Raw genomic sequence first — 21,372 nt, 5'->3', positions numbered from 1 at the left:
TAAGTGAGCGATTACAAGGATACGCTGAATCTTCCCCGCACGGACTTTCCCATGCGGGCCGGTCTGGCCAAGAGCGAACCCGAACGACTGCGACGCTGGCGGGAGGCGGGCGTTTATCAGCGCCTGCGTGACGCCCGCCAGGGGCGTGAGCGCTACATCCTCCACGATGGCCCACCCTACGCCAACGGCGATATCCACATCGGCCATGCGGTCAACAAAATCCTCAAGGACATTATCGTCAAAACCCGCAGCCTCGACGGGCTGGATGCGGTTTATGTGCCCGGATGGGACTGTCACGGACTGCCGATCGAGCACAAGGTCGAGCAGACCGTGGGCAAGGCCGGTGAGGCGATAAGCCCCCGGGCGTTCCGGGATGCCTGCCGCGAATTCGCCGCTACCCAGGTGGCCGGGCAGAGCGAGGACTTCCAGCGGCTCGGAGTGCTAGGGGACTGGGATCAGCCGTATCTGACCATGGCCCCGGCGACCGAGGCCAACATCTTGCGCGCCCTTGGCGATATCGTTCGTAAGGGGCACCTGCGGCGAGGCTACAAGCCCGTTCATTGGTGCACCGACTGCGGCTCGGCACTGGCCGAAGCCGAAGTGGAGTATCACGAGCACACCTCGCCGGCGATCGATGTGCGCTTTGCCGCGTTGGATCCCGAGGCCATGATGCGCCGCTGCGGCGCGGCCTCGCCGGCGGCGGATGCCCCGGTCTCGGTGGTGATCTGGACCACGACCCCATGGACCCTGCCGGCCAACCAGGCGGTGGCGCTTCATCCGGAACTCGATTATGTGCTCGTGTCGGTGGATCACGAGCGCGAGTTCCTGCTGCTGGCCGAGGATCTGCACGAAGCGGCCCTGGCGCGCTACGGCATCGAGCATTTCGGGATCGTTGGCCGGTGTCGTGGCCGGGATCTCGAAGGGTTGAGCCTGGTGCATCCGTTCATCGAACGCCACGTGCCGGTCATTCTGGGCGAACATGTCACCACCGAAGCCGGCACGGGGGCCGTTCATACCGCGCCCGGACACGGCGCGGACGACTTTGCCGTGGGGCAGCGGTACAACCTGCCGGTGGACAACCCGGTGGGCGACGACGGGCGGTTTCTGCGCGGCGATTTTGCCGGGGCCTTCGTCTTTGATGCCAACCAGGACATCGTCCAACGGCTCGAGGCCGAGGACGCCCTGCTCGAGCATGCCCCCTACAACCACAGCTACCCCCACTGCTGGCGGCACAAAACGCCCATCCTGTTTCGGGCTACGCCGCAGTGGTTTCTTAATCTCGAGGCCGGCGGTGTCCGCGAGAAGACCCTCGAGGCATTGCCCGGCGTGGCGTGGTTTCCGCACTGGGGCGAAGAGCGCATGGCGGCGATGATCCGCAACCGGCCGGAGTGGTGCATCTCGCGTCAGCGCAACTGGGGCGTGCCCATTGCGCTTTTCGTTGACCGCGAGACCGGCGAACCCCACCCGGATACCGATCGGTTGATCGAGGTGGTGGCCAAACGCATGGAAGCCGACGGCATTGATGCCTGGTTCGAGCTGGATGCCGCGGAGCTGCTCGGCGACGAGGCGAGTGCGTACGAGAAGGTGACCGATATCCTCGATGTCTGGTTCGATTCGGGTACCACCCACGCGACGGTACTGCGCGGGCGGGATGATCTGTCCTGGCCGGCGGATCTCTATCTCGAAGGCAGCGATCAATACCGGGGGTGGTTTCAGTCATCGCTGCTGACCTCGATGATGATCAACGGCGAGCCGCCCTATCGGGGTGTGCTTACCCACGGGTTCACCGTGGATGAGCAGGGGCACAAGATGTCCAAATCGCGTGGCAACGTGATTGCGCCCCAGACGGTCATGGATCAGCTAGGTGCCGATATCCTGCGGCTGTGGGTGGCCTCGTCGGATTACACCGGCGAGATCGCCGTCTCGGATGACATCCTCACGCGTACGGCCGATGCCTACCGTCGGCTGCGCAACACCGCCCGGTTCCTGCTCGCGAACCTGGCCGGCTTTGATCCGGCACAGAATGCGGTGGCCCCTGACGAGATGCTCGCCCTCGATCGCTGGGCAGTGGATCGGGCCTGGCGGTTGCAGGAGCAGATCATTGAAAGTGCCCATCGCTACGACTTCCACCAGCTCTATCAGCGGGTGCATCACTTCTGCGTGCTGGATATGGGCGGTTTCTATCTCGACGTCATCAAGGATCGTCAATACACCACCCCACCGGATAGCCTGGCCCGTCGCTCGGCGCAGACGGCGCTGTGGCACATCGCCGAGGCACTGGTGCGTTGGCTGATGCCGGTGCTCTCCTTCACCGCCGATGAAATCTGGGACCACCTCCCGGGGGCGCGTTCGGGCACCGCGCTGGAGACCGAGTGGTACGACGGCCTCTTTGCACTCGACGACAACACCATGGATGCGGCTTTCTGGGACGATATCCTCGCGCTGCGCGAGGTGGTGGCCAAACGCATCGAGGCCCTGCGCAGTGAGCAGGTCATCGGGGCCACGCTGGAAGCCGAGGTCGATCTCTACTGCCCCGAGCCACTCGCCGCCCGCTGGGGCCGGCTGGGTGAAGAAATGCGGTTTGTGCTGATCACCTCGGACGCCCGGGTCCACCCGCTGACCGCCGCGGGTGATGCCGCCGAGGCGGGGCATCTGGGCGATGGAACCCGTTTTCTGTTCGAGGTCCGGCCCAGCGAGCATGCCAAATGCGAACGCTGCTGGCACCGGCGTGCTGATGTGGGCCACCACGCCGAGCATCCGGATCTCTGCGGGCGCTGTATCAGCAATATCGCCGGTGATGGCGAAATCCGCCGGTTTGCCTGAGCCATCGGAGTGGGGTTGAGACAGGCTTCGACCGGGCTGCCCCTGGGGCTGGGGGTGGCAGTGGCCGTGCTGATCGCCGATCAGCTGGCCAAGCGGCTCGCCATCGAGATGCTTGACCCCTACCAGCCGGTGGCACTGCTGCCGGTGCTCAATCTCACCCTCGCTTTCAATCCGGGTGCGGCCTTCAGCCTGCTGGCCGACGAAGGCGGGTGGCAGCGCTGGGCACTGGCGGCAGTGGCCCTGGCGGTCAGCGCCTATCTTGTCCACTGGCTGAAAACGCTGCCTGCCGTAGATCGGCTGCAGGCGGTCGGGCTGGGCGGCATCCTGGGCGGTGCGCTTGGCAACATGGTCGATCGGCTCTGGCTGGGCGCGGTGGTCGATTTCATCGATCTGCATGTGGCCGGCTGGCACTGGCCGGCTTTCAATGTGGCCGACAGCGCCATTACCGTCGGCGTTGGCGCCGTTATTGTCTGTGTGCTGCGCGATCATCGACGCGAGCGACGGGCTCAGCGCTGAGGTTTGGTCGACGGCCAGCGGTCATGGGAGACTAATAGCCATGCAAGAGATACGACTCGCCAACCCCCGAGGTTTCTGCGCCGGTGTGGACAGGGCCATCAGCATTGTCGAACAGGCCCTCGAGGCCTTCGGCCGGCCCATCTATGTCCGCCACGAGGTCGTCCACAATCAGACCGTCGTCGACGAACTCCGGGACAAGGGGGCGATATTCGTCGAGGCGCTCGAAGGCGTACCGGCGGGCTCGACATTGATCTTCTCGGCCCACGGCGTGTCTCAGCAGGTGCGTGACGAGGCCGTCGACCGCGGGCTGCATGTATTCGATGCCACCTGTCCGTTGGTCACCAAGGTCCATATGGAGGTGCGCAAGCACGCCCGTCAGGGTCGTGAGGTCATCCTCATCGGCCACGACGGCCACCCCGAGGTCGAAGGCACCCTGGGGCAGTATATCGGCGAGAAGGCCGACCAGGGCGGGGTCTATCTGGTTGAGTCACCGCAGGACGCCGAGCGCCTTTCGGTGAAAGACCCGGACAACCTGGCCTTCGTGACTCAGACCACGCTCTCCATGGACGACACCGCTGAGGTCATCGAAGCCCTGCAGCGGCGATTCCCGAGCATCGAAGGGCCACGCAAGGACGATATCTGCTATGCCACCCAAAACCGGCAGGACGCGGTGCGTGATCTCGCCGGCGAGGTGGATGTCATGCTGGTGGTCGGTTCGGCGAACAGCTCCAATACCCGTCGGCTGACGGAGCTGGCCGAGCGGATGGGCGTCGCGGCCCACCAGATTGACCGGGCTGCCGAACTGGACCGTCAGTGGTTTGCCGATGCTTCGGTCATCGGGATCACCGCGGGTGCCTCGGCGCCGGAGTCGCTGGTCCGTGAGGTCATCGATCAGCTGGTCCAGTGGGGGGCTCGACGGCCGGATACCAGTGGTCAGTACACCGAGGACGTGGTTTTCTCGATGCCCCGGGATCTGTTGCGGGCGATCCCGCGGCGGGGAGAAATCCGATCGGTGGTCGACTGAAGCGCGCCTAGCCCCGTCCGGGTGTGGCCAGTCGGGTCCGCCCGGCCGCGTTGAGGACAAGCTCGAAAGCCGGCTCGCCGTTGGCCGCCGACAGGCCGAAGCGCCCCATCTGCAGCCCCCCGCCAGGCCGTCGTGCACTGCCATCGGGCCGATAGTAAACCCGTTCGCCGATGCCGGCGTTGGGCTTGATGCGCACATCTCGGCCGGCCAGCCTGACGGTTTCGATCACCATCTCGTCGGGCTCGCTCAAGCCGTCGTTGTCCTCGTCGATGCGCACCTGCCAGCCATTTTGCCAATCCCCATCGACGCTCGAGACCAGCACCGGCCGGCCCTGGCTGATCGCCATCATGCGGGCCTGGTCAAGGGACTGGTGAAGGGTGGTAGCGGCATGCCTGACGCGGACACCGTCCACGCTTGTTCGGAGCGCCGGCAGAGCGACGCTCACCAGGGCGCCGACGATGCCCACGGTGACCAGAAGCCCGACGAGTGTGACGCCGTGTTGCCGCGAAACTGTCTGTAATGGCCGCATATCCTGCAATTTAACGCGACCATCGGCCGGTTGTGGCGACCATCCATCGAATGCCTCAGCCTCTGGCCTATGGCGAGAGAAAAAGGCTTTACCCTCATCGAGATGATGGTGGTGCTCAGTATCGTCGGCATCCTTGCCATGCTGGCGATACCCGGCTATCGCAGCCATATCGCGCAGGCGCAGCAGACCCGGGCGGCGGCCTGCCTGGTCGAAACCGCCGCCGCCATCCACCGTCAGGCGCTGGCTGATGAGTCGCGCAGCGATTGGACGCTGCCGCGACCGGCGGGTGGCTGCATCGAGGGGCTGAGCGAGGTCTACGCCTTTGCCATTGCCGCCACGGCCGAATCGGCCAGTGAGTCGACCTGGGGCGACCGTCTCTCTATGGCCGAGCCCTGGCAGATTCGGGCCTGGCGGCGGGATGGCATGGCAGCATCCAGCAACCGACTCTGCCGGGGGTTGATCTACCGCCACGACGGGTTGCGGCGGGTTGTACCCGCCGATGGCGAGGCGCCAGCGCCGATCGGAGAAGCCCGCCGGTGCTGGCAATAGCGCTTGTCTGACCCCCGCCCCTCGTCTAGTATTGCTCGTCCGGATGGCCGGCGTAGCTCAGTTGGTAGAGCAACGCATTCGTAATGCGTAGGTCCGCGGTTCGAATCCGTGCGCCGGCACCATCTCCCCGCACCGACCTGGCCGACGGCTAACGCCCCAGTCCGAACACCAGCAGCAAGGCCAGCACCAGGGCGGTCCACAGCGCCATGGAGCCAGTGGGCCAGCTGCGCATGGGCCAGCCACTGACACGCAACCGGCAGGCGGCGGCCTCGAGGCGTCGGAAGCCGGTCATGAACTCACGGCGAATATCCGCGTTGGCGGTGCTGACGAGGTCCCGGGCGCTGCCAACCCAACGCCGACCCAGGTCGCGATAGAACCAGTCAAAATCCAGGCTGATCTTGTCCTTGCCACCCAGATGCTTGAGTAAAAGGAAAAAGGCAATGCCGGTGAAAAGCAGTAGCTGACCTTCCTTGATCAGATGCGAGGCGGTGTAGGCGTTGTAGTCCACGGCATACGGCAGGATCGTGTAGAGCAGCTGCGGCATCACCCCGATGACAAAGCACATAAGCGCCGCCAGTCCCATCGCCACGCGCATGTTTATTGGCGCCTCGGCGGGCTTCAGGCCGGCATCCCTGCCAAAGAAGGTAAACCAGGGGAGTTTGAGTGTGGTACTGAGGAAGGTGCCCACACCAGCGAGCATCATGAGCAAGAAAATCACGCCCCGACCGTCTTCGGCCGCCGCCTCGATGATGATGGTCTTGCTGACGAACCCGCTGAAAAGCGGGAAGGCCGAGATGGACAGCCCACCGACCATATAGAGCAATAAGGTGACGGGCATGTAGCGATACAGCCCACCGAGCTCGGTGAGCTTGCTGCGGCCTGTCATGTGCAACACCGCACCCGCGCCCATTAGAAGAAGCGCCTTGTAGAGGATATGAGTAAAGGCATGGGCGGCGGTTCCGCTGATCGCCAGGGTTGTCCCGATGCCCACGCCCGCCACCATGTAACCCACCTGCGAGATGATGTGGTAGGCGAGCAGGCGGCGGATGTCATTGACCAGAAACGCGTAGGTTACCCCGTAGAGGGTCATGCCGACGCCCAGCCAGACCAGGAACTCGGTACCGGGAAAGCCTCGCGCGAGCACATAAACCGCCGTTTTGGTGGTGAAGGCGCTTAAAAATACCGTGCCGGTCACCGTGGCCTCGGGATAGGCATCCGGTAGCCAGGCATGGAGCGGCGGGGCCGCCGCGTTGATCAGAAAAGCGGCAAGAATCAGATAGAACGCCGGGCCGCCGCCGGCAAGGGGTTCAAAGGCAAGGCTGCCGGTGTGCAGGTAATAGGCGATGACACCGGCGAAAAGCAGCATGCCGCCCAAGGCGTGGACAATGAGGTAGCGATACCCGGCCTGGTAGGCGCTGCGCTGCTGCCGGCGCCAGATCAGCCATACCGAGGCCACCACCATGATCTCCCAGAACACGTACAGGGTGACCAGGTCGCCGGCCAGAGTGGCCCCCAGCGCGGCCGCCGCATACAGCGCGGCCGCCACATGCTGGGCGTTGTCCTCGACCTGCAGGGCAAAGATGTTGCCGATGAAAAGGATGAGGGCAAAGATGTAGGCGAATACCAGACTCAGCCCGTCCGCGCGCAGGGGCGTGAGCTCGAGGCCGGCCAGCTGCATGGTCACCCGGGTGCCGGATTCCAGCGAGGCCACGCTGGCGAGCACCAGCAACGGCAGCACAATCTGCCATGCCTGGCGCCCACGGCCTTGCAGCACGCCGAGCGGCAAGGCCGCGAGGGCAAGCAGCAAAGCCGGATGGAGCCACTCAGTCATGACCGTCCGCCCCTCGCTCGTCCTGCCCGCGGTGGTAGTAATCGGGGCGGCGATAGACCAGTCCGTAACCGATTAGCTTGTACAGGCCGATCAGCGCCAGTGCCCCCAGAAAGGCGTAAATCGCGGTAAAGGCCGGTATCCCATCCCATGCAAACCGGCTGTAGCCCTTGTCCTTGAGGATGTCCGCCAGGACCACGGCGCCGGCAAGCAGAATCGCGCCGCGGCGCAGCCAGCGGACTTCGCGGACCAGTGTATCGAGGACGCGGGCGGTAAAATCGACTAAAGCCATCGCTGTATCGCCTCCGGGTCTCAGGACAACGCGCCGGTCAAAAGGTGGTAGGCCGGGTCGGCCAGGACAAACAGCACCAGCGTGCCGGCAGCCGTGAGCAGCAGGGGGATCAGGCAGAGCGCCGGTGCCTCGTTGATCCCGCTCGCGCGATCATCCGGTGGCGGTTTGAGAAAGGCCCGGGTGACCGGCGGCAGGAGGTAGGCGATATTCAGCAGGGTGCTGAGGACGAACGCGCCGACAACCAGATAGTGGCCCGCGCTGTAGGCACCGCTGACCAGATACCATTTGCTCCAGAACCCGCCGCTGGGCGGCAGTCCGATCACGCACAGCGCCCCCACAAAAAACGCCAGCATGGTCAACGGCATACGTCGGGCCAGTCCGTCCATGCCGCTGACGGTGTTGATCCCGCTGGCGATGTAGATGGCGCCGGCGCAGAAAAACAACGTGATCTTGCCAAACCCGTGCATGAGCATGTGCAGCCCGCCGCCGAGGGCCGAGAGCTCGGTGGCCAGCAGGGCACCGGTGACAATGTAGGCAAGCTGGCTGACCGTCGAGTAGGCGAGTCGTGCCTTGAGATTGTCCTGATGCAGCGCCACCAGTGAGGCAGCAAGCATGGTGAACACCGCGATGTAGAGCATCAGCGGCTGGGTGGCCAGCCCGCGCAGATAGTCCAGTCCAAAGATGAAAAGCGCCACGGTGAGCATGCTGAAAACGCCGGCCTTGACCACCGCCACCGCATGCAGGAGTGCCGAGACCGGTGTGGGCGCGACCATGGCGGCCGGCAGCCAGCGGTGGAAGGGCATCAACGCGGCCTTGCCGATGCCATAGGCGAGCACCACGAGCAGCAGTGCCCCGAGTGCCGGATCGACGCGGCCGGCCATGATCCCCTCGGGCGTGAAGGCCAGGGTGCCGGTGAGCATCCAGATCGCGACCATCGCCGGCAGCATCAGCCCGACACTGGTGACAAGCAGCAGCGCTAGATAGGTGCGCGCACCACTGCGGGCCTTGTCGGTGCCGGTGTGCGCCACCAGCGGATAGGTCGAGATCGACAGGATTTCGTAGAACAGATACAGGGTGAGCAGGTTTTCGGCAAAGGCGATGCCCATGGCGGCGCCCAGGGCAATGGCGTAGCAGGCCATGAAGCGGGCCAGATTGCCGTAGCCGCCATGTTTCATGTACCCCAGGGCATAGGGTGTGGCGACGATATAGAGCGTCGCAGCCAGCAGGGCAAAGGTTAGCCCCAAGGGGTGGACGGCCAGCGCGATCTCAAGGCCCGGCATGAGCTCGAGCAGCGTCACCGCCCGGGTGTCACCGGCCACGACATAGGCCGAGGTCAGCATGACCACCGCGGCGAACAGTGGCAGCGGTGTGGCAAAGCAAAGGCTATCCCGCAGCCGCGGTCGATGGGCGGCGAGCGCGATGGCCACCGCACCGATCATCGGAATGGCAACCGCGGTGAGGGGCGTCATCGGCCAACCCCCAGGGCACCGCCGGCCAGGGCCTCCGCCGCCGCGGTGGCGCCGCCCAGGGTCAACCGGGTATCGAGACCAAAGTAGAAATTGGCCGCTACCAGCAGCCAGACCGGGGCGAGCAGCCACCAGGCCGCCTCGTTCACGGCCGGAGCATCCGCCGGTCGCGGGCGCAGCCAGGCGGTCTCCACCACCCGGGCGATGTAGACGAGCGCCATGAGCGAGGTGATGAGGATGAGCACCACCAGCCAGGCCTGGCCGGCGTTCAGCGCCGCCGAGATCAGCACCCATTTACTGATGAACCCGGCCGTTGGAGGCACGCCGATCAGGCTGAGTCCTGCCAGTGCGAACGCCGTCAGGGTCCACGGCATCTGCCGGCCGATGCCCTGCAGGTCCTGGATCCGCACACTGCCGGCCTGGTAGGCGACGATGCCAACGCTGGCAAAGAGGGCGGCTTTCATCAGACCGTGGTTGAACAAATGCAAAAAGGCCGCGCCCAGGCCGGCAACGCTCACCAGGCTCACCCCCAGGACCATGTAGCCGACTTGGGCCACCGACGAGTAGGCGAGCATGCGTTTGAGGTTTTCCTGCAGGATGGCGAGCCAGGACCCGGCGAACATGCCGGCGATGGCGAGGACCATCAAGGCGCTGGCAAGCGGCAGGGCGGCAAAGCTGTAAGCCGGCCCGAAGACATCGAACACCACCCGCAGCATCACATAGAGCGCCACCTTGGTGGCCGTGGCCGCCAGAAACGCGGTGATCAGTGTCGGCGCGTAGGTATAGGCATTGGGCAGCCAGTGATGCAGCGGAAAAAGTGCCAGTTTGATGGCCAGGCCCACCACGATAAAGCCCAGCGCCACCTGAAGGGCGCGCGAATCACTGACCCCCGGCAGCCGCTCGGCCAGATCGACCATGTTGAGGCTGCCGGTGAGGATGTACAAAAACGCGATACCGATGAGCAGGAAGGTGGCGCCCACGGTGCCCATGATCAGATAGCGGAATGCTGCCAGCAGCGCTCGCCGGTCCCGGCCATGGGCGATCAGCCCATAGGTGGCCAGCGACGAGATCTCGAGAAAGACAAAGACGTTGAACACATCGCCGGTCAGCGTGATGCCCAGCAGTCCGGCCATGGCGATGAGAAAAAGCGCATAGAACACCCCCTGGCGTTCGGGCACTTCGGCGTCCACCGTCGGTGCCGCCCAGGGCAGAAGGATCGTCGCCACGCCGGTGATGAGCAACGCAACGAGGGCGTTGGCCGCATCGACCCGGTATTCGATGCCGATGGGCGGCGGCCAGTTACCAAAGGCGTAGCGCAGGGTGGTGCCGTCCATCACCCCGGCCAGGGTGGTCGCGGCAATGATGAAAGCCCCCGCCGCGGCGGCCACGGCAAGCAACCAGGGCAGCCGTCGGCCGGGTAGCAGCGCACAGACCGGGCCAGCCAGCAGGGGCAGCAGCACGATGAACGGCATCAGCTCGACGAGACGGTTCATTGCCGCTCCTGCGCCTCGGCGGCGTCGATCGCGTCATCGTCGATGCTGCCGTAGGCCTCGTGGATACGCACTGTCAGTGCCAGTCCCAACGCGGTGGTGGCGATACCCACGACAATGGCGGTGAGGATGAGCACATGGGGCAGGGGGTTGGAGTAGACCTCGACGCCGTCACGCAATACCGGTGTCGATCCGCCGATGACCTTGCCGGCCGAGATGAACAGGATGAACACCGAGGTCTGGAAGATGCCCAGCCCGATGATTTTCTTGATCATGTTGCCGCGCACGATGACGCAGTAGTAGCCGATCATCATCAACACGATCACTGCCCAGTAGTTGAAAAAGCTCAAGAACGTCATGGGCGCGGCTCCCTGCGCGATTCGTCCTCATCCAGCGGGTCCACCAGCGGCAGCCCCTCGGCCTCGGCCTCGGCGCGGCGACGGGCAAAGAGCAGGAAAAACAGCATCACCACGCTGGCCACGGTGATGCCCACCCCCAGCTCGACCAGGATGATGCCCGCCTGCTGGGCGGCCCTGGGCGCGGGGAGGAGGACCGAGAAATCCAGATAGTGCCCCCCCAGCAATGGGCCGAGCAGGCCGATCAACCCGTAGAGCAACACACCCAGACAGGCCAGTGCATAGATGACGCGCTCGGGGATGATGCGAAGGCCCGTCTCGAGGCCGTAGATGAACACGAATAGAATCCAGCCAGCGGCGAACAGCACCCCGGCCTGGAATCCGCCGCCGGGTGAATATTCGCCATGAAACTGTACGTACAGCCCGAAGAGCATCATCAAGGGGATCAGAAACCGGGCGACGACCACCAGGATGGCATTGTCTTTCATCACCGGTCTCCTTTGTCGCGCCGACGCGGACGGGTCGCCAGCAATGCATAGACCCCCAGGCCGGCGGTCAGGATGACCACCGCCTCACCCATGGTGTCGATGGATCGATAGCTTGCCAGTACCGCCGCCACCATGTTCGGGATGCCCATATCGGCGTAGGTCTGCTCGATGTAGTACGGGCCAACGTGCTGATGGACCGGATTGGCGGGATCGCCGAACTGCGGCAGATCAAGCGATGCGTAGACCAGGGCCGCGCCGGTGATGGTGACAATGACAAGCGCCGGCAGGCTGTGCCCGGCCTTGGTTGTCTCGAAACGCGGCGTCAATGCCAGCACGGCGAGAATCAGCACGGTGCTGATGCCGGCGCCGACCGCCGCCTCGGTGAGGGCGACATCGCCGGCGTCAAGCAGGGCGAAAAGCCCGGCGATGGTCAGCGAATAGATCGCAAACAGCATGGTGGCTTTGAGCAGATCGCGGGTCAGCACCACGGCCAGACCGACAACCACCAGGAAAAGCAGCAGCACGATGTCGATCAGGTGTTCGATGACGAAGGCTCCTCTTGGTTGGGGTCGCGGCCGTCGCGACCGGAAGCCGTCACCGGCCTGATCCCCGCAAGCATGGCCGCCCGGGCCGTGGCATGGGAGGCGGTGGGCGTGGTGAAGAGCAGGAACAGCAGGATCAACAATAGCTTGAGCGTCAGCAGGCTCCAGCCCGATTGCAGCGCCAGGCCGCCAACGATCAGAAGCGGCGCCAGGGTGTCGGTGATGCTCCCGGCATGCAGCCGGGTGTAGACGTCCGGAAAGCGGAGCAGTCCGATGCCGCCGATCATCGCAAAGACCCCGCCGGCCAGCAGCATCAGCATCGAGGCGATGTTGAGCATCGATTCAGTCATGGCCGCGCTCGCCGCTGGCCGCCAGGTCCCGTCGCCGCACCAGCTTGAGTACCGCGATCACGGCAAGGAAGTTGATCAGCGCATACACAAGCGCCACATCGATCAGATCATCGTGGCCGCTAAAGTAGGTGATCAGGGCAATCAGCAGGACCGTTTTGGTACCGAAGACGTTCACCCCGACGATGGTGTCGTAGATGGACTGCCCGCGGACCGCCCGCCAGAGGGCCATGGCCATGGTGGCAAAGATCGCCAGGATGCAGACGAGCAGTCCCATCTCCATCATCGGCCGTTCTCCAGCCAGTCGACCCGCCGCGCCATCTCGCCGCTGCGCAGATCCTCCGCCGCGACCGGCAACAGCGCGTGGACCTGCAGGTCTTCATCGTCACTGGGTAAATCGGTGGTGATGGTGCCCGGCGTGAGGGTGATCGAGTTGCCATAGGTCACCCGCCCGACCAGCGTCTGCTGCGAGGCCCGCACCTGGAGCAGTCGAGGCCGGATCGGCCGGCGCGAGAGCACCGCCCGGCTGACCATCAGGTTAGCCAGCACGACCTGCCAGAGCAGCCACCCCCAGTAGACCGGCAGCCGCCACGACCAAAGCCCCGCGTCATGTTCGGCGCCGAGGACTTCCATGCGCTCGGTCAGCCAGACCACCAGCGCGATGGATGCACCGCCGAGGCCAAAGATCAGGGGCTTGTAGACCCCTGAGAGACTCAGCCAGAGTGCCGCCAGCATCAGTGACAGTGAGATGAAATACCGCATCCATCGGAATGTACCAAGCCCACCGGCACCCCGCCAGTGATGCGATGACCATGGGGATCGGGTCGCCGGGGTGTCACAGTCCCGCAATCTGACTGTCTTTATACTGAAGCCTTGTATCGGGGAACCCGGGGGATAACGTGGCGACGATTCTGCTGGTCGAAGACGAAGAAGCCATCCGCGAGATGGTGGCCATGGCGCTGGCGCGTGCCGGCTACCGGGTGCGGCACGCCGAGTCGGCCGAGGATGCCGATGCGGCCATGCGATTGAGTCAGCCGGATCTGGTGTTGCTCGACTGGATGCTCCCCGGTGAATCCGGCATCGATTTTGCGCGTCGACTCAAACGAGACCGCGCGACCCGCGAAATCCCCATCATTCTTCTGACCGCCCGCGGCGAGGAGGGGGACCGTATCCGTGGACTGGACGCCGGCGCCGATGACTATGTCCCGAAGCCGTTTTCGCCACGCGAGCTGGTTGCGCGCATCAAGGCGGTGTTGCGGCGGGTCCAGCCCACGGCCGCGGACCAGCCGGTCGAGGTTCGCGGCCTGCGCCTGGATCCGGTCAGTCATCGGATCACCGGACACGGGCAGGCCCTTGCCATGGGCCCGACCGAGTTTCGTCTGTTGCATTTTCTCATGACCCACCCGGATCGCGTATTCAATCGTGCCCAGCTTCTCGATAATGTCTGGGGAGCGAATGTTTATGTCGAGGAGCGAACGGTCGATGTCCACGTCCGTCGATTGCGCAAGGCGCTGGCGATCAGCGGCCACGAGGATCTGGTGCAGACGGTTCGGGGCGCGGGCTACCGTTTCTCGGCCGAGTAGGCAACGGCACTGATGGGTAACCCCTGGCCGGCGGCCCTGACCCGGACAGGCCTGAGCCTGGTGGCGGCGCTTGTGCTGGGGCTGGCGGTGGGCCGGCCCTGGCTGGTGCTGGCAGTGGCCGCACTGGCGCTGCTCGCCTTCAACCTGGTGCAGACCCACCGGCTCGAGCAGTGGCTGCGCCGTTCGAATCGGCAGCGGCCGCCAGCGGCCGAGGGGCTGTGGGGCGGCATTTTCTCGGCCATCGACCGGCGACAGTACCGGCGCCGTGGCCGGCTGCTGCGATTGCTTGACCTGCTGCAGCGGTTTCGCGAGAGCGTCAGCGCCATGCCCGACGGGGTGATCATGCTCGCCGGTGAGGGCGAGATGCAGTGGTGGAACCGCCTGGCCAGCCGCTACATGGGGCTTCGCTGGCCCCAGGACCGCGGCCAGCGCATCGCCAACCTGCTCAGGCATCCCGATTTTGCGGCTTTCCTTGGCCGGGGCGACTGGAATGCCGCGGTCAAGATTCCCTCGCCCCAGGACGCCGACCGAACCCTCGAGATCCGGATTGTCCCCTACGGCTCGGATCGTCAGCTGCTGCTTGCCCGGGATGTCTCGGAACTGGACCGGCTCGAGACCATGCGGCGGGATTTTGTCGGCAACATCTCCCATGAGCTGAGAACGCCACTGACCGTGCTGCGCGGGATGTCCGAGCAGCTCAATGACTCCGACGCGGCCGCGAGTGGCGAGCTGCAGCGGCCGCTGGCGCTGATGGAGCAGCAGGTAGGCCGCATGAGCCGGCTGGTGGACGATCTGCTGTTGCTCTCGCGGCTCGAGACCGAGAGCCCGCCGGTGGAGCCCGGGCCGGTGGTGGTGGCCGAGCTGCTGCGCGATGTCCAGGACGAGGCCAAGGCGCTCAGCGGCGGCGAACATACCATCACCCTGACCGCCGATGAGGCATTGCAGGTCGAGGGCGACCGGGACGAGCTGCGCAGCGCGTTTTCCAATCTGGTCAGCAACGCCGTGAAGTACACCGAGGCCGGCGGGCGGATCGATATCCGCTGGTTCGAAGCGGCCGGAGCGGCGTGTGCGGCGGTGGCGGACACCGGCAAGGGCATTCCGGCCCATCATCTGCCCCGCCTGACCGAGCGGTTCTATCGTGTCGATGCCGGTCGGGCCAGTCGTGAGGGCGGGACGGGGCTGGGGCTTGCCATCGTCAAGCATGTCCTCTCCCGTCACGGGGCACGGCTTTCGGTGACCAGCGAGCAGGGTGTGGGCAGCACCTTCACAGCGGTGTTCCCGCACTACCAGCGGGTCAAGACGACGACACCGGCGTCACAACCGGATTGATGAGACGGGTCACAGTCCTGTCACATTTGTTCACTAATCTCCTCCTCGCACTTACCTGAAGCACTAACGAGGAGATTCCTCATGACGACTTGGAAGACGACAGCCCTTGCCGTTGCCGCGGTTGTTGGCACGACCTCCGTGGCCATCGCCCAGGAGCGCGAGCAGATTCGCATCGTGGGTTCCAGCACGGTTTACCCCTTCGCCAGCTATGTGGTCGAAGAGTTCGGCGCGACCACCAACCACCCCACGCCGGTCATCGAGTCCACGGGCTCCGGCGGCGGCATGCGCCTTTTTTGCGAGGGTGTTGGCGTGAGCACGCCGGACATCACCAACGCGTCGCGTCGCATGAAGGTCAGCGAGTTCGACCGTTGCATGGAAAACGGCGTCACCGACATCACCGAGGCCACGATTGGCTACGACGGCATCGTGCTCGCCCAGAGCACCGATAACGATCCCCTGGCGCTGACCCGCGAGCAGGTCATGCTGGCGGTGGCTGCTGAGGTGCCGCAGGACGGTGAGCTGGTGGACAACCCGTACACCAACTGGAGTGAGATCGACGCCAGCCTGCCCGATCGCGAGATCGAGATCCTTGGCCCGCCGACCACCTCGGGCACCCGTGACGCCTTCGAAGAGATGGTCATGGAAGAGTCCAGTGAGGCCCTCGGCTATCCCGAGGAGTACACCGATATCCGTGCCGACGGTGTCTACGTGGATTCCGGTGAGAACGACAACTTGATCGTTCAGCGCATCAACGAAAACGCCGACGCAATTGGCGTGTTCGGGTATGGCTTCCTGGTTGAGAACACCGACATCATCCAGGCCGCGACCATCGACGGCGTCGAGCCCACCCCGGAGACCATCGGCAGCGGCGAGTATCCCGTGGCCCGGAGCCTGTGGTTCTACATCAAGGAAGCCCACGAGGGTGTGATCCCGGGCATCGACGAGTATGTCAGCCTGTTCATGGATCCGGTGATGATCGGCCAGGACGGCCTGCTGAAGGACGAGGGGCTCATCCCGCTGCCTTCTGACGCGCTTGCCGAGTGGAGCGACCGCGTCGAGAACCGGGTCAACCTGCAGCGCAGCGACCTGGGCGGTTAAGGCTTGCGATGCTCGCCGGGACAGGCGAGCATTTGCGGCCTGACAGTCGCCGTCCCCGGATTGCCGGGGGCGGCGACATCTGATTCAGAAGCCAGGAGATTGGAGTAGCAGCTTGGGTATCGGACTGACAACACTGTTGCTTTTAGCGGCGCTGGCGCCGCTGGGTCTTCTGGCTTACCGGCTGGGTCGGGGCAAGGCGCTGAGCGCCATGGCCGCCGGCGTCAGCATGCACTCACGGCCCCAGCAGTATGGCTGGTATTCGGTGGTCTGGATGGGTCTGCCGGCGCTGGGTGTGGCCATCGCCGCCGGGCTGCTGAGCCTATTCGGTGTCATCGCACCGGCCCACGAGCTGGTGCTCATCGTCTCGCTGGCCATCGCCTTGCTGGGGCTTGCCCAGGGGCTTCGGGCGATCCGCCCGGAGGTACGGGCGCGCAACGCCCTGGATGGTGTAATTCGCTGGCTGCTTTTAAGCGCCGCGTTGATCTCGATTGTCACTACCGTGGCCATCGTCCTGTCGATTCTTTTCGAGGCCATGCGGTTTTTCCGCGAGGTCAGTGTCTGGGAGTTTGTCACCGGCACGGTCTGGTCGCCGGGGGATACCTTCCTCGAGGCCGCGGGCCGGGGTGACGAGGTTGGCGAGAACACCTCGTTTTTCGGTTCGGTGCCGTTGTTCGCCGGCACGTTCATGGTCACGGCCATTGCCATGGCCACCGCTCTGCCTATCGGGCTTTTGTCGGCGATTTTCATGAGCGAATACGCCTCGCACCGGCAGCGCGGTTTCGCCAAGCCCATCCTCGAGATCCTCGCGGGGATCCCGACGGTGGTCTATGGCTTTTTCGCCGCCATTACCGTCACCCCCATCATTGTCGATATCGCCGCGTTTTTCGGCCTGGATGCCTCGTACAGCAATATCCTCTCGCCGGGGATTGTCATGGGGATTATGATCATCCCCTTTATCTCGTCGCTGTCCGACGATGTGATCAACAGCATCCCTCAGAGCCTCCGGCAGGGCGCCTATGCGCTGGGGACCACTAAATCGGAAACCATCCAGAAAGTCATCCTCCCGGCGGCCCTGCCCGGGGTGATCTCGGCGTTCCTGCTCGGGGTCTCGCGGGCACTGGGTGAGACGATGATCGTGGTCATGGCCGCCGGGGTGCGACCCAATCTGACATGGAACCCGCTGGAAGACATGACCACGGTGACGGTCAGCATCGTTTACTCGCTGACCGGCGATCTGGCCTTTGACAGCCCGCAGACGCTCTCGGCCTTTGCCCTTGGCCTGGTGCTTTTCATCGTCACCCTGTCGCTGAATCTGGTCTCGACCTATCTGGTCCGCCGGTTCAAACAAAAATACGACTGAACGGATCACCCCGCATGTCCACGACGCAAAGCAGACTGACCGGCTCGGCGAATGATCCGCGGATCAAGGCGCGGTACCGCAAGGAGAAACGCTTCAAGGCCTATACCATCGCGGCGCTTTTCACCGCGTTCGCCATCATCGTGGCGTTTTTCACCGATATCATCAGCCAGGGGTATACGGCCTTCTGGCGCGCCGAGGTCAATGTCACCCTCGACTACAACGAGCGCGCCGAGCGCATCGGCCGTTTCGCCCTGGCGGAGGACATGCGCGATATCGCTTCGCGCGGGGCGGTCCGGTCCATTCCGCTCGAGATCAAGAACAACCCCGAGCTGGCCGGGATCACGCGCCAGGCCTGGGTGCCGGCCTACAGCCGGATCGACCAGTACCTCAAAGGCCGCGAGGAGCTTCCGCCGGAGTTGGCCCGCCAGGTCGACGCAATGGTCGAGGGCGGTACGATCCGTTCGTCGTTCAACTGGGCGTTCTTTACCTCGGGTGATTCCAAGCTGCCGGAGCTGGCGGGCATCTTCTCGGCTGCGGTTGGCTCGATTCTGGTGTTGTTCGTCACCCTGGTCTTTGCCTTTCCCATCGGCGTCATGTCGGCGATCTACCTCGAGGAATTCGCCCCGGATAACAAGCTCACCCAGGCCATCGAGGTCAATATCAACAACCTGGCCGCGGTGCCATCGATCATTTTCGGCCTGCTGGGGCTGGCGGTATTCATCGGGACCTTCGGGGTGCCGCGGTCATCGGCGCTGGTCGGTGGCCTGACCCTGGGGTTGATGACCCTGCCGATCATCATCATCAGCACCCGGGCGGCGTTGCGGGCGGTGCCCGACCCCATCCGGCTGGGCGCCTTTGCCATGGGCTGCTCGCGCTGGCAGGTGGTGCGCGACCACGTCCTGCCGCTGTCACTGCCGGGGATTCTCACCGGCACCATCATCGGCCTGGCCCAGGCCATGGGCGAGACCGCGCCGCTGATCATTGTCGGCATGATCGCCTATATCCCGGATGCCCCCAGCAGCATCTTCGAGTCGGCCACGGTATTGCCGGCGCAGGTCTTTACCTGGGCCAGCGAACCCCGCAAGGCGTTTGTCGAGAAAACCGCCGCCGGGATCATCGTTTTGCTGGCGATCCTCCTGACATTGAATGCGACCGCCGTTTTCCTGCGGCGCAAGTTTGAACGTCGCTGGTAGCGATTGGCGAGGAAACCATGGAAACTGAACTGACGAACGACACGGCGACAGAGGCGCGGCAGACCATGACGCAGGGCGTCGACAACGACAACGGACCGTCGCAGAAAGAGCGTCCGGAGGTGCGCATGCGCGCCCGGGACCTCAACCTGTGGTACGGCAACACCCAGGCACTGCACGACATCAATCTGGATATGTACAGCCGCGAGGTCACAGCACTGATCGGCCCCTCGGGGTGTGGCAAGTCGACCTTTCTGCGGTGTCTCAATCGCATGAATGACTTGATCCCCGAGGTGCGCCTCGAGGGCCGGGTCGAGCTCGACGGCGAGGACATTTACGACCACAGCGTCGATGTGGTGCAGCTGCGTACCCACGTGGGGATGGTGTTCCAGAAGCCCAATCCCTTTCCCAAGAGCATTTACGAGAACATCGCTTACGCGCCGCGGCTCCATGGCACCGGGACATCACGCGCCGAGCTGGATGCCCTGGTGGAATCGTCGCTCAAGCGGGCCGGGCTGTGGAACGAGGTGGCCGACCGGCTGGATACCCCGGGGACCGAGCTCTCGGGTGGCCAGCAGCAGCGGCTTTGCATTGCCCGGGCCATCGCCGTGAACCCCGAGGTGATCCTCATGGACGAGCCGGCTTCGGCGCTCGATCCTCTGGCCACGGCGACGGTGGAGGAGCTGATCCACGAGCTCAAGGACAACTACACCATTGTCATCGTCACCCACAATCTCCAGCAGGCGGCGCGGGTCGCGGGGTATACGGCGTTCTTCCACATGGGCAAAATCGTCGAGTTCAGCGACACGGATACGCTGTTCACCAATCCGACGGAACAGCGCACCGAAGATTACATCACCGGCCGGTTTGGCTGAGGCGACAGGGGCGCCACGCACCATGGATACCAAGGGTTTCTCGCAGCATATCTCCCGTCAGTACAACGAGGATCTTGAGCAGATCATCACCCGGGTCATGACCATGGGTGGGCTGGTGGAGCAGCAGCTCGAAGCGGCGCTCGTGGCGCTGGTGGATGGGGATCAGGCCAAGGGCGAGCAGGTCGTCACCAGCGACTATCGGGTCAACGCCATGGAGGTGGAACTGGATGAGGCCTGCACCACTGTGCTGGCCCGGCGTCAGCCGGCGGCCAGCGATCTGCGTTTGATCCTGGCGGTGATCAAGACCATCACCGATCTGGAGCGCATCGGCGATGAGGCCGAGCGGGTGGGGCGCATGGCGTTGCATCTGCTGGATGAGGACCGGCAACGCAGCCCGATGGCCGAGATCGCGGCCCTTGGCGAAAACGTCAAGGGCATGGTCCGGGGCGCACTGGATGCCTTCACCCGAATGGATGCCGAGCAGGCGGTGCGGGTGGCTCAGGAGGACATCAAGGCCGATGCCCAGTACGACTCGATCATCCGGCACCTGGTGAAATACCTCGAGGAAAACCCGAAATCCGTGCCGCCGGTCCTGGATATCGTCTGGGCGACCCGATCGCTCGAGCGCATTGGTGACCGGTCACGCAATATCTGCGAGTACGTCATCTATTTTGTCCGCGGCAAGGATGTCCGCCACACGAGCTTTGAGCAGATGGCCGAGGAGGCCACCGGCGACCGGCATTAATTGCCCCGCGGGGGCTCATCCGGCGCCAGCGATTCGGTGATCAGCCACTCGAGCAGCGCCTTTTGGGCGTGGAGGCGGTTTTCCGCCTCCTCCCAGACCACACTCTGGGGCCCGTCGATCACCTCGGCGGCCACTTCCTCGCCCCGGTGGGCCGGGAGGCAGTGCATGAAAAGGGCGTCGGGTCCTGCCGCCGCCATGATGGCGCCGGTCACCTGATAGGGGGCGAATGCGGTCCGTCGGGCGCTTTGCTCATCCTCCATCCCCATGCTCGCCCAGACATCCGTGACCACCAGATCGGCACCGGCGGCGGCGCGGTCGGGGTCGGGCTCGTGGCGGCTGCGCGGATAGGCATCCAGATCATCCGGCGCATAGCCGGGCGGGCAGCCGATGCGCAGATCGAACCCCATGAGTTCGGCGGCCTGCATCCACGACTGGCACATGTTGTTGCCATCGCCCATCCAGGCCACGGTCCGGCCGGTGATCTCGCGGCGGTGGCTCTGCCAGGTCATCAGATCGGCCAGCAGCTGACAGGGATGGTGGGCATCGGTCAGCCCGTTGATGACCGGCACCGAGGCGACGTCGGCAAATCGCTGCACGTTCTCATGGCCAAAGGTACGGATCATCACCGCATCCACCATGCCCGAGAGCACACGGGCGGTATCCTCGATGGGCTCGCCCCGGCCCAACTGGCTGTCCGCCGGCGAGAGGAAGATCGCACTCCCGCCGAGCTGCGCCATGCCCGCTTCGAAGGACACCCGGGTGCGGGTCGAGGATTTCTCGAAGATCATCCCCAGCACCCGGCCCCGCAGGGGCTCATGAAGCGCGCCGTTGTAGTGGGCGGCTCTTAGCTCGGCGGCGCGTCGCAGCAGCCGTTCGAGCTCATCAGCGGTCAAATCGGCCAGGGTGAGAAAATGACGCAGCGACATGGGTGGTTTCCTGTAG

23 protein-coding genes and 1 tRNA gene are annotated in these 21,372 nt (G+C 64.6%); 12 read left to right on the top strand and 12 right to left on the bottom strand.

Annotated features, from left to right (window positions below; genetic code table 11):
• The first annotated feature begins 3 nt into the window (after window positions 1-3).
• Genes ileS through ispH form a run of 3 tightly spaced genes read left to right on the top strand, consistent with a single transcriptional unit; the run spans window position 4 to window position 4,363 of the window.
• On the top strand, window positions 4-2,823 hold the full coding sequence (gene ileS / locus V6X73_RS01980; RefSeq protein ID WP_367957994.1) for an isoleucine--tRNA ligase: 2,820 nt from the start codon (window positions 4-6) through the stop codon (window positions 2,821-2,823).
• A 15-nt stretch (window positions 2,824-2,838) separates the two neighbouring features.
• Window positions 2,839-3,339: a signal peptidase II gene (gene lspA, locus V6X73_RS01975; RefSeq protein ID WP_367957995.1), complete on the top strand. Its 501-nt coding sequence runs from the start codon at window positions 2,839-2,841 to the stop codon at window positions 3,337-3,339.
• A 40-nt stretch (window positions 3,340-3,379) separates the two neighbouring features.
• Window positions 3,380-4,363: a 4-hydroxy-3-methylbut-2-enyl diphosphate reductase gene (ispH, locus tag V6X73_RS01970; RefSeq protein ID WP_367957996.1), complete on the top strand. Its 984-nt coding sequence runs from the start codon at window positions 3,380-3,382 to the stop codon at window positions 4,361-4,363.
• A 7-nt stretch (window positions 4,364-4,370) separates the two neighbouring features.
• On the opposite strand, the gene V6X73_RS01965 is transcribed toward ispH, so the two are convergent.
• Window positions 4,371-4,892, bottom strand: a complete 522-nt coding sequence (locus tag V6X73_RS01965) for a GspH/FimT family pseudopilin (protein ID WP_367957997.1) — start codon at window positions 4,890-4,892, stop codon at window positions 4,371-4,373.
• 69 nt (window positions 4,893-4,961) lie between these two features.
• On the opposite strand from V6X73_RS01965, the gene V6X73_RS01960 reads away from it, so the two are divergent.
• Entirely contained in the window at window positions 4,962-5,441 is a 480-nt protein-coding gene (locus V6X73_RS01960; protein WP_367957998.1) for a type IV pilin protein, read from the top strand.
• Window positions 5,442-5,487: 46 nt separating this feature from the next.
• A tRNA-Thr gene (locus V6X73_RS01955) sits at window positions 5,488-5,563 on the top strand.
• A 26-nt stretch (window positions 5,564-5,589) separates the two neighbouring features.
• Here the strand turns inward: V6X73_RS01955 and V6X73_RS01950 are convergent.
• Genes V6X73_RS01950 through V6X73_RS01905 form a run of 10 tightly spaced genes read right to left on the bottom strand, consistent with a single transcriptional unit; the run spans window position 5,590 to window position 13,012 of the window.
• The gene (locus V6X73_RS01950; RefSeq protein WP_367957999.1) at window positions 5,590-7,272 is read right to left on the bottom strand and encodes a Na(+)/H(+) antiporter subunit D; all 1,683 of its coding nucleotides are present in this window, start codon (window positions 7,270-7,272) and stop codon (window positions 5,590-5,592) included.
• Window positions 7,265-7,561, bottom strand: coding sequence for a hypothetical protein (locus V6X73_RS01945; RefSeq protein WP_367958000.1), 297 nt, complete (start codon window positions 7,559-7,561; stop codon window positions 7,265-7,267). The genes V6X73_RS01950 and V6X73_RS01945 overlap by 8 nt, the downstream gene beginning before the upstream one ends.
• Before the next feature lie 20 nt (window positions 7,562-7,581).
• Window positions 7,582-9,030 (bottom strand): proton-conducting transporter transmembrane domain-containing protein, encoded by a 1,449-nt coding sequence (locus V6X73_RS01940; RefSeq protein ID WP_367958001.1) that lies wholly within the window; start codon window positions 9,028-9,030, stop codon window positions 7,582-7,584.
• Entirely contained in the window at window positions 9,027-10,520 is a 1,494-nt protein-coding gene (locus tag V6X73_RS01935) for a monovalent cation/H+ antiporter subunit D family protein (protein WP_367958002.1), read from the bottom strand. Before V6X73_RS01935 ends, V6X73_RS01940 begins: the two co-directional genes overlap by 4 nt.
• Window positions 10,517-10,876 (bottom strand): cation:proton antiporter subunit C, encoded by a 360-nt coding sequence (locus V6X73_RS01930; protein WP_367958003.1) that lies wholly within the window; start codon window positions 10,874-10,876, stop codon window positions 10,517-10,519. Before V6X73_RS01930 ends, V6X73_RS01935 begins: the two co-directional genes overlap by 4 nt.
• Window positions 10,873-11,361: a Na(+)/H(+) antiporter subunit B gene (locus tag V6X73_RS01925; protein ID WP_367958004.1), complete on the bottom strand. Its 489-nt coding sequence runs from the start codon at window positions 11,359-11,361 to the stop codon at window positions 10,873-10,875. The genes V6X73_RS01930 and V6X73_RS01925 overlap by 4 nt, the downstream gene beginning before the upstream one ends.
• Window positions 11,361-11,885 carry a DUF4040 domain-containing protein gene (locus V6X73_RS01920; RefSeq protein ID WP_367958005.1) on the bottom strand — a complete coding sequence of 175 codons (525 nt, stop codon included), beginning with the start codon at window positions 11,883-11,885 and terminating at the stop codon, window positions 11,361-11,363. Before V6X73_RS01920 ends, V6X73_RS01925 begins: the two co-directional genes overlap by 1 nt.
• 8 nt (window positions 11,886-11,893) lie before the next feature.
• Window positions 11,894-12,253 carry a monovalent cation/H(+) antiporter subunit G gene (gene mnhG, locus V6X73_RS01915; protein ID WP_367991042.1) on the bottom strand — a complete coding sequence of 120 codons (360 nt, stop codon included), beginning with the start codon at window positions 12,251-12,253 and terminating at the stop codon, window positions 11,894-11,896.
• Window positions 12,246-12,536 (bottom strand): monovalent cation/H+ antiporter complex subunit F, encoded by a 291-nt coding sequence (locus tag V6X73_RS01910; RefSeq protein WP_367958007.1) that lies wholly within the window; start codon window positions 12,534-12,536, stop codon window positions 12,246-12,248. Before V6X73_RS01910 ends, mnhG begins: the two co-directional genes overlap by 8 nt.
• A complete protein-coding gene (locus V6X73_RS01905) occupies window positions 12,533-13,012 on the bottom strand; it encodes a Na+/H+ antiporter subunit E (RefSeq protein WP_367958008.1) in 480 nt (159 codons plus the stop codon). The genes V6X73_RS01910 and V6X73_RS01905 overlap by 4 nt, the downstream gene beginning before the upstream one ends.
• 137 nt (window positions 13,013-13,149) lie before the next feature.
• On the opposite strand from V6X73_RS01905, the gene phoB reads away from it, so the two are divergent.
• The 7 genes from phoB (at window position 13,150) to phoU (ending at window position 20,430) form a co-directional block, all read left to right on the top strand.
• The gene (gene phoB / locus V6X73_RS01900; protein WP_367958009.1) at window positions 13,150-13,833 is read left to right on the top strand and encodes a phosphate regulon transcriptional regulator PhoB; all 684 of its coding nucleotides are present in this window, start codon (window positions 13,150-13,152) and stop codon (window positions 13,831-13,833) included.
• 12 nt (window positions 13,834-13,845) lie between these two features.
• The gene (phoR, locus tag V6X73_RS01895) at window positions 13,846-15,162 is read left to right on the top strand and encodes a phosphate regulon sensor histidine kinase PhoR (RefSeq protein ID WP_367958010.1); all 1,317 of its coding nucleotides are present in this window, start codon (window positions 13,846-13,848) and stop codon (window positions 15,160-15,162) included.
• Between the two features lie 81 nt (window positions 15,163-15,243).
• Window positions 15,244-16,260 carry a substrate-binding domain-containing protein gene (locus V6X73_RS01890; RefSeq protein WP_367958011.1) on the top strand — a complete coding sequence of 339 codons (1,017 nt, stop codon included), beginning with the start codon at window positions 15,244-15,246 and terminating at the stop codon, window positions 16,258-16,260.
• 112 nt (window positions 16,261-16,372) lie between these two features.
• Window positions 16,373-17,620: a phosphate ABC transporter permease subunit PstC gene (pstC, locus tag V6X73_RS01885; RefSeq protein ID WP_367958012.1), complete on the top strand. Its 1,248-nt coding sequence runs from the start codon at window positions 16,373-16,375 to the stop codon at window positions 17,618-17,620.
• 14 nt (window positions 17,621-17,634) lie between these two features.
• Window positions 17,635-18,813 carry a phosphate ABC transporter permease PstA gene (gene pstA, locus V6X73_RS01880; protein ID WP_367958013.1) on the top strand — a complete coding sequence of 393 codons (1,179 nt, stop codon included), beginning with the start codon at window positions 17,635-17,637 and terminating at the stop codon, window positions 18,811-18,813.
• Window positions 18,814-18,830: 17 nt separating this feature from the next.
• Entirely contained in the window at window positions 18,831-19,685 is an 855-nt protein-coding gene (pstB, locus tag V6X73_RS01875) for a phosphate ABC transporter ATP-binding protein PstB (RefSeq protein ID WP_407810450.1), read from the top strand.
• A 22-nt stretch (window positions 19,686-19,707) separates the two neighbouring features.
• On the top strand, window positions 19,708-20,430 hold the full coding sequence (gene phoU, locus V6X73_RS01870; protein WP_367958014.1) for a phosphate signaling complex protein PhoU: 723 nt from the start codon (window positions 19,708-19,710) through the stop codon (window positions 20,428-20,430).
• On the opposite strand, the gene argF is transcribed toward phoU, so the two are convergent.
• Complete coding sequence (gene argF, locus V6X73_RS01865; RefSeq protein WP_367958015.1) at window positions 20,427-21,356, bottom strand: ornithine carbamoyltransferase; 930 nt, start codon at window positions 21,354-21,356, stop codon at window positions 20,427-20,429. The genes phoU and argF overlap by 4 nt on opposite strands.
• Between the last annotated feature and the right edge of the window lie 16 nt (window positions 21,357-21,372).

It is taken from the genome of Spiribacter pallidus (genome assembly GCF_040838495.1).
In the GTDB taxonomy this organism is placed as follows: domain Bacteria; phylum Pseudomonadota; class Gammaproteobacteria; order Nitrococcales; family Nitrococcaceae; genus Spiribacter; species Spiribacter pallidus.
Note: the sequence above shows the minus strand (reverse complement) of the source record. Positions and strands in the feature narration are given on the sequence as shown.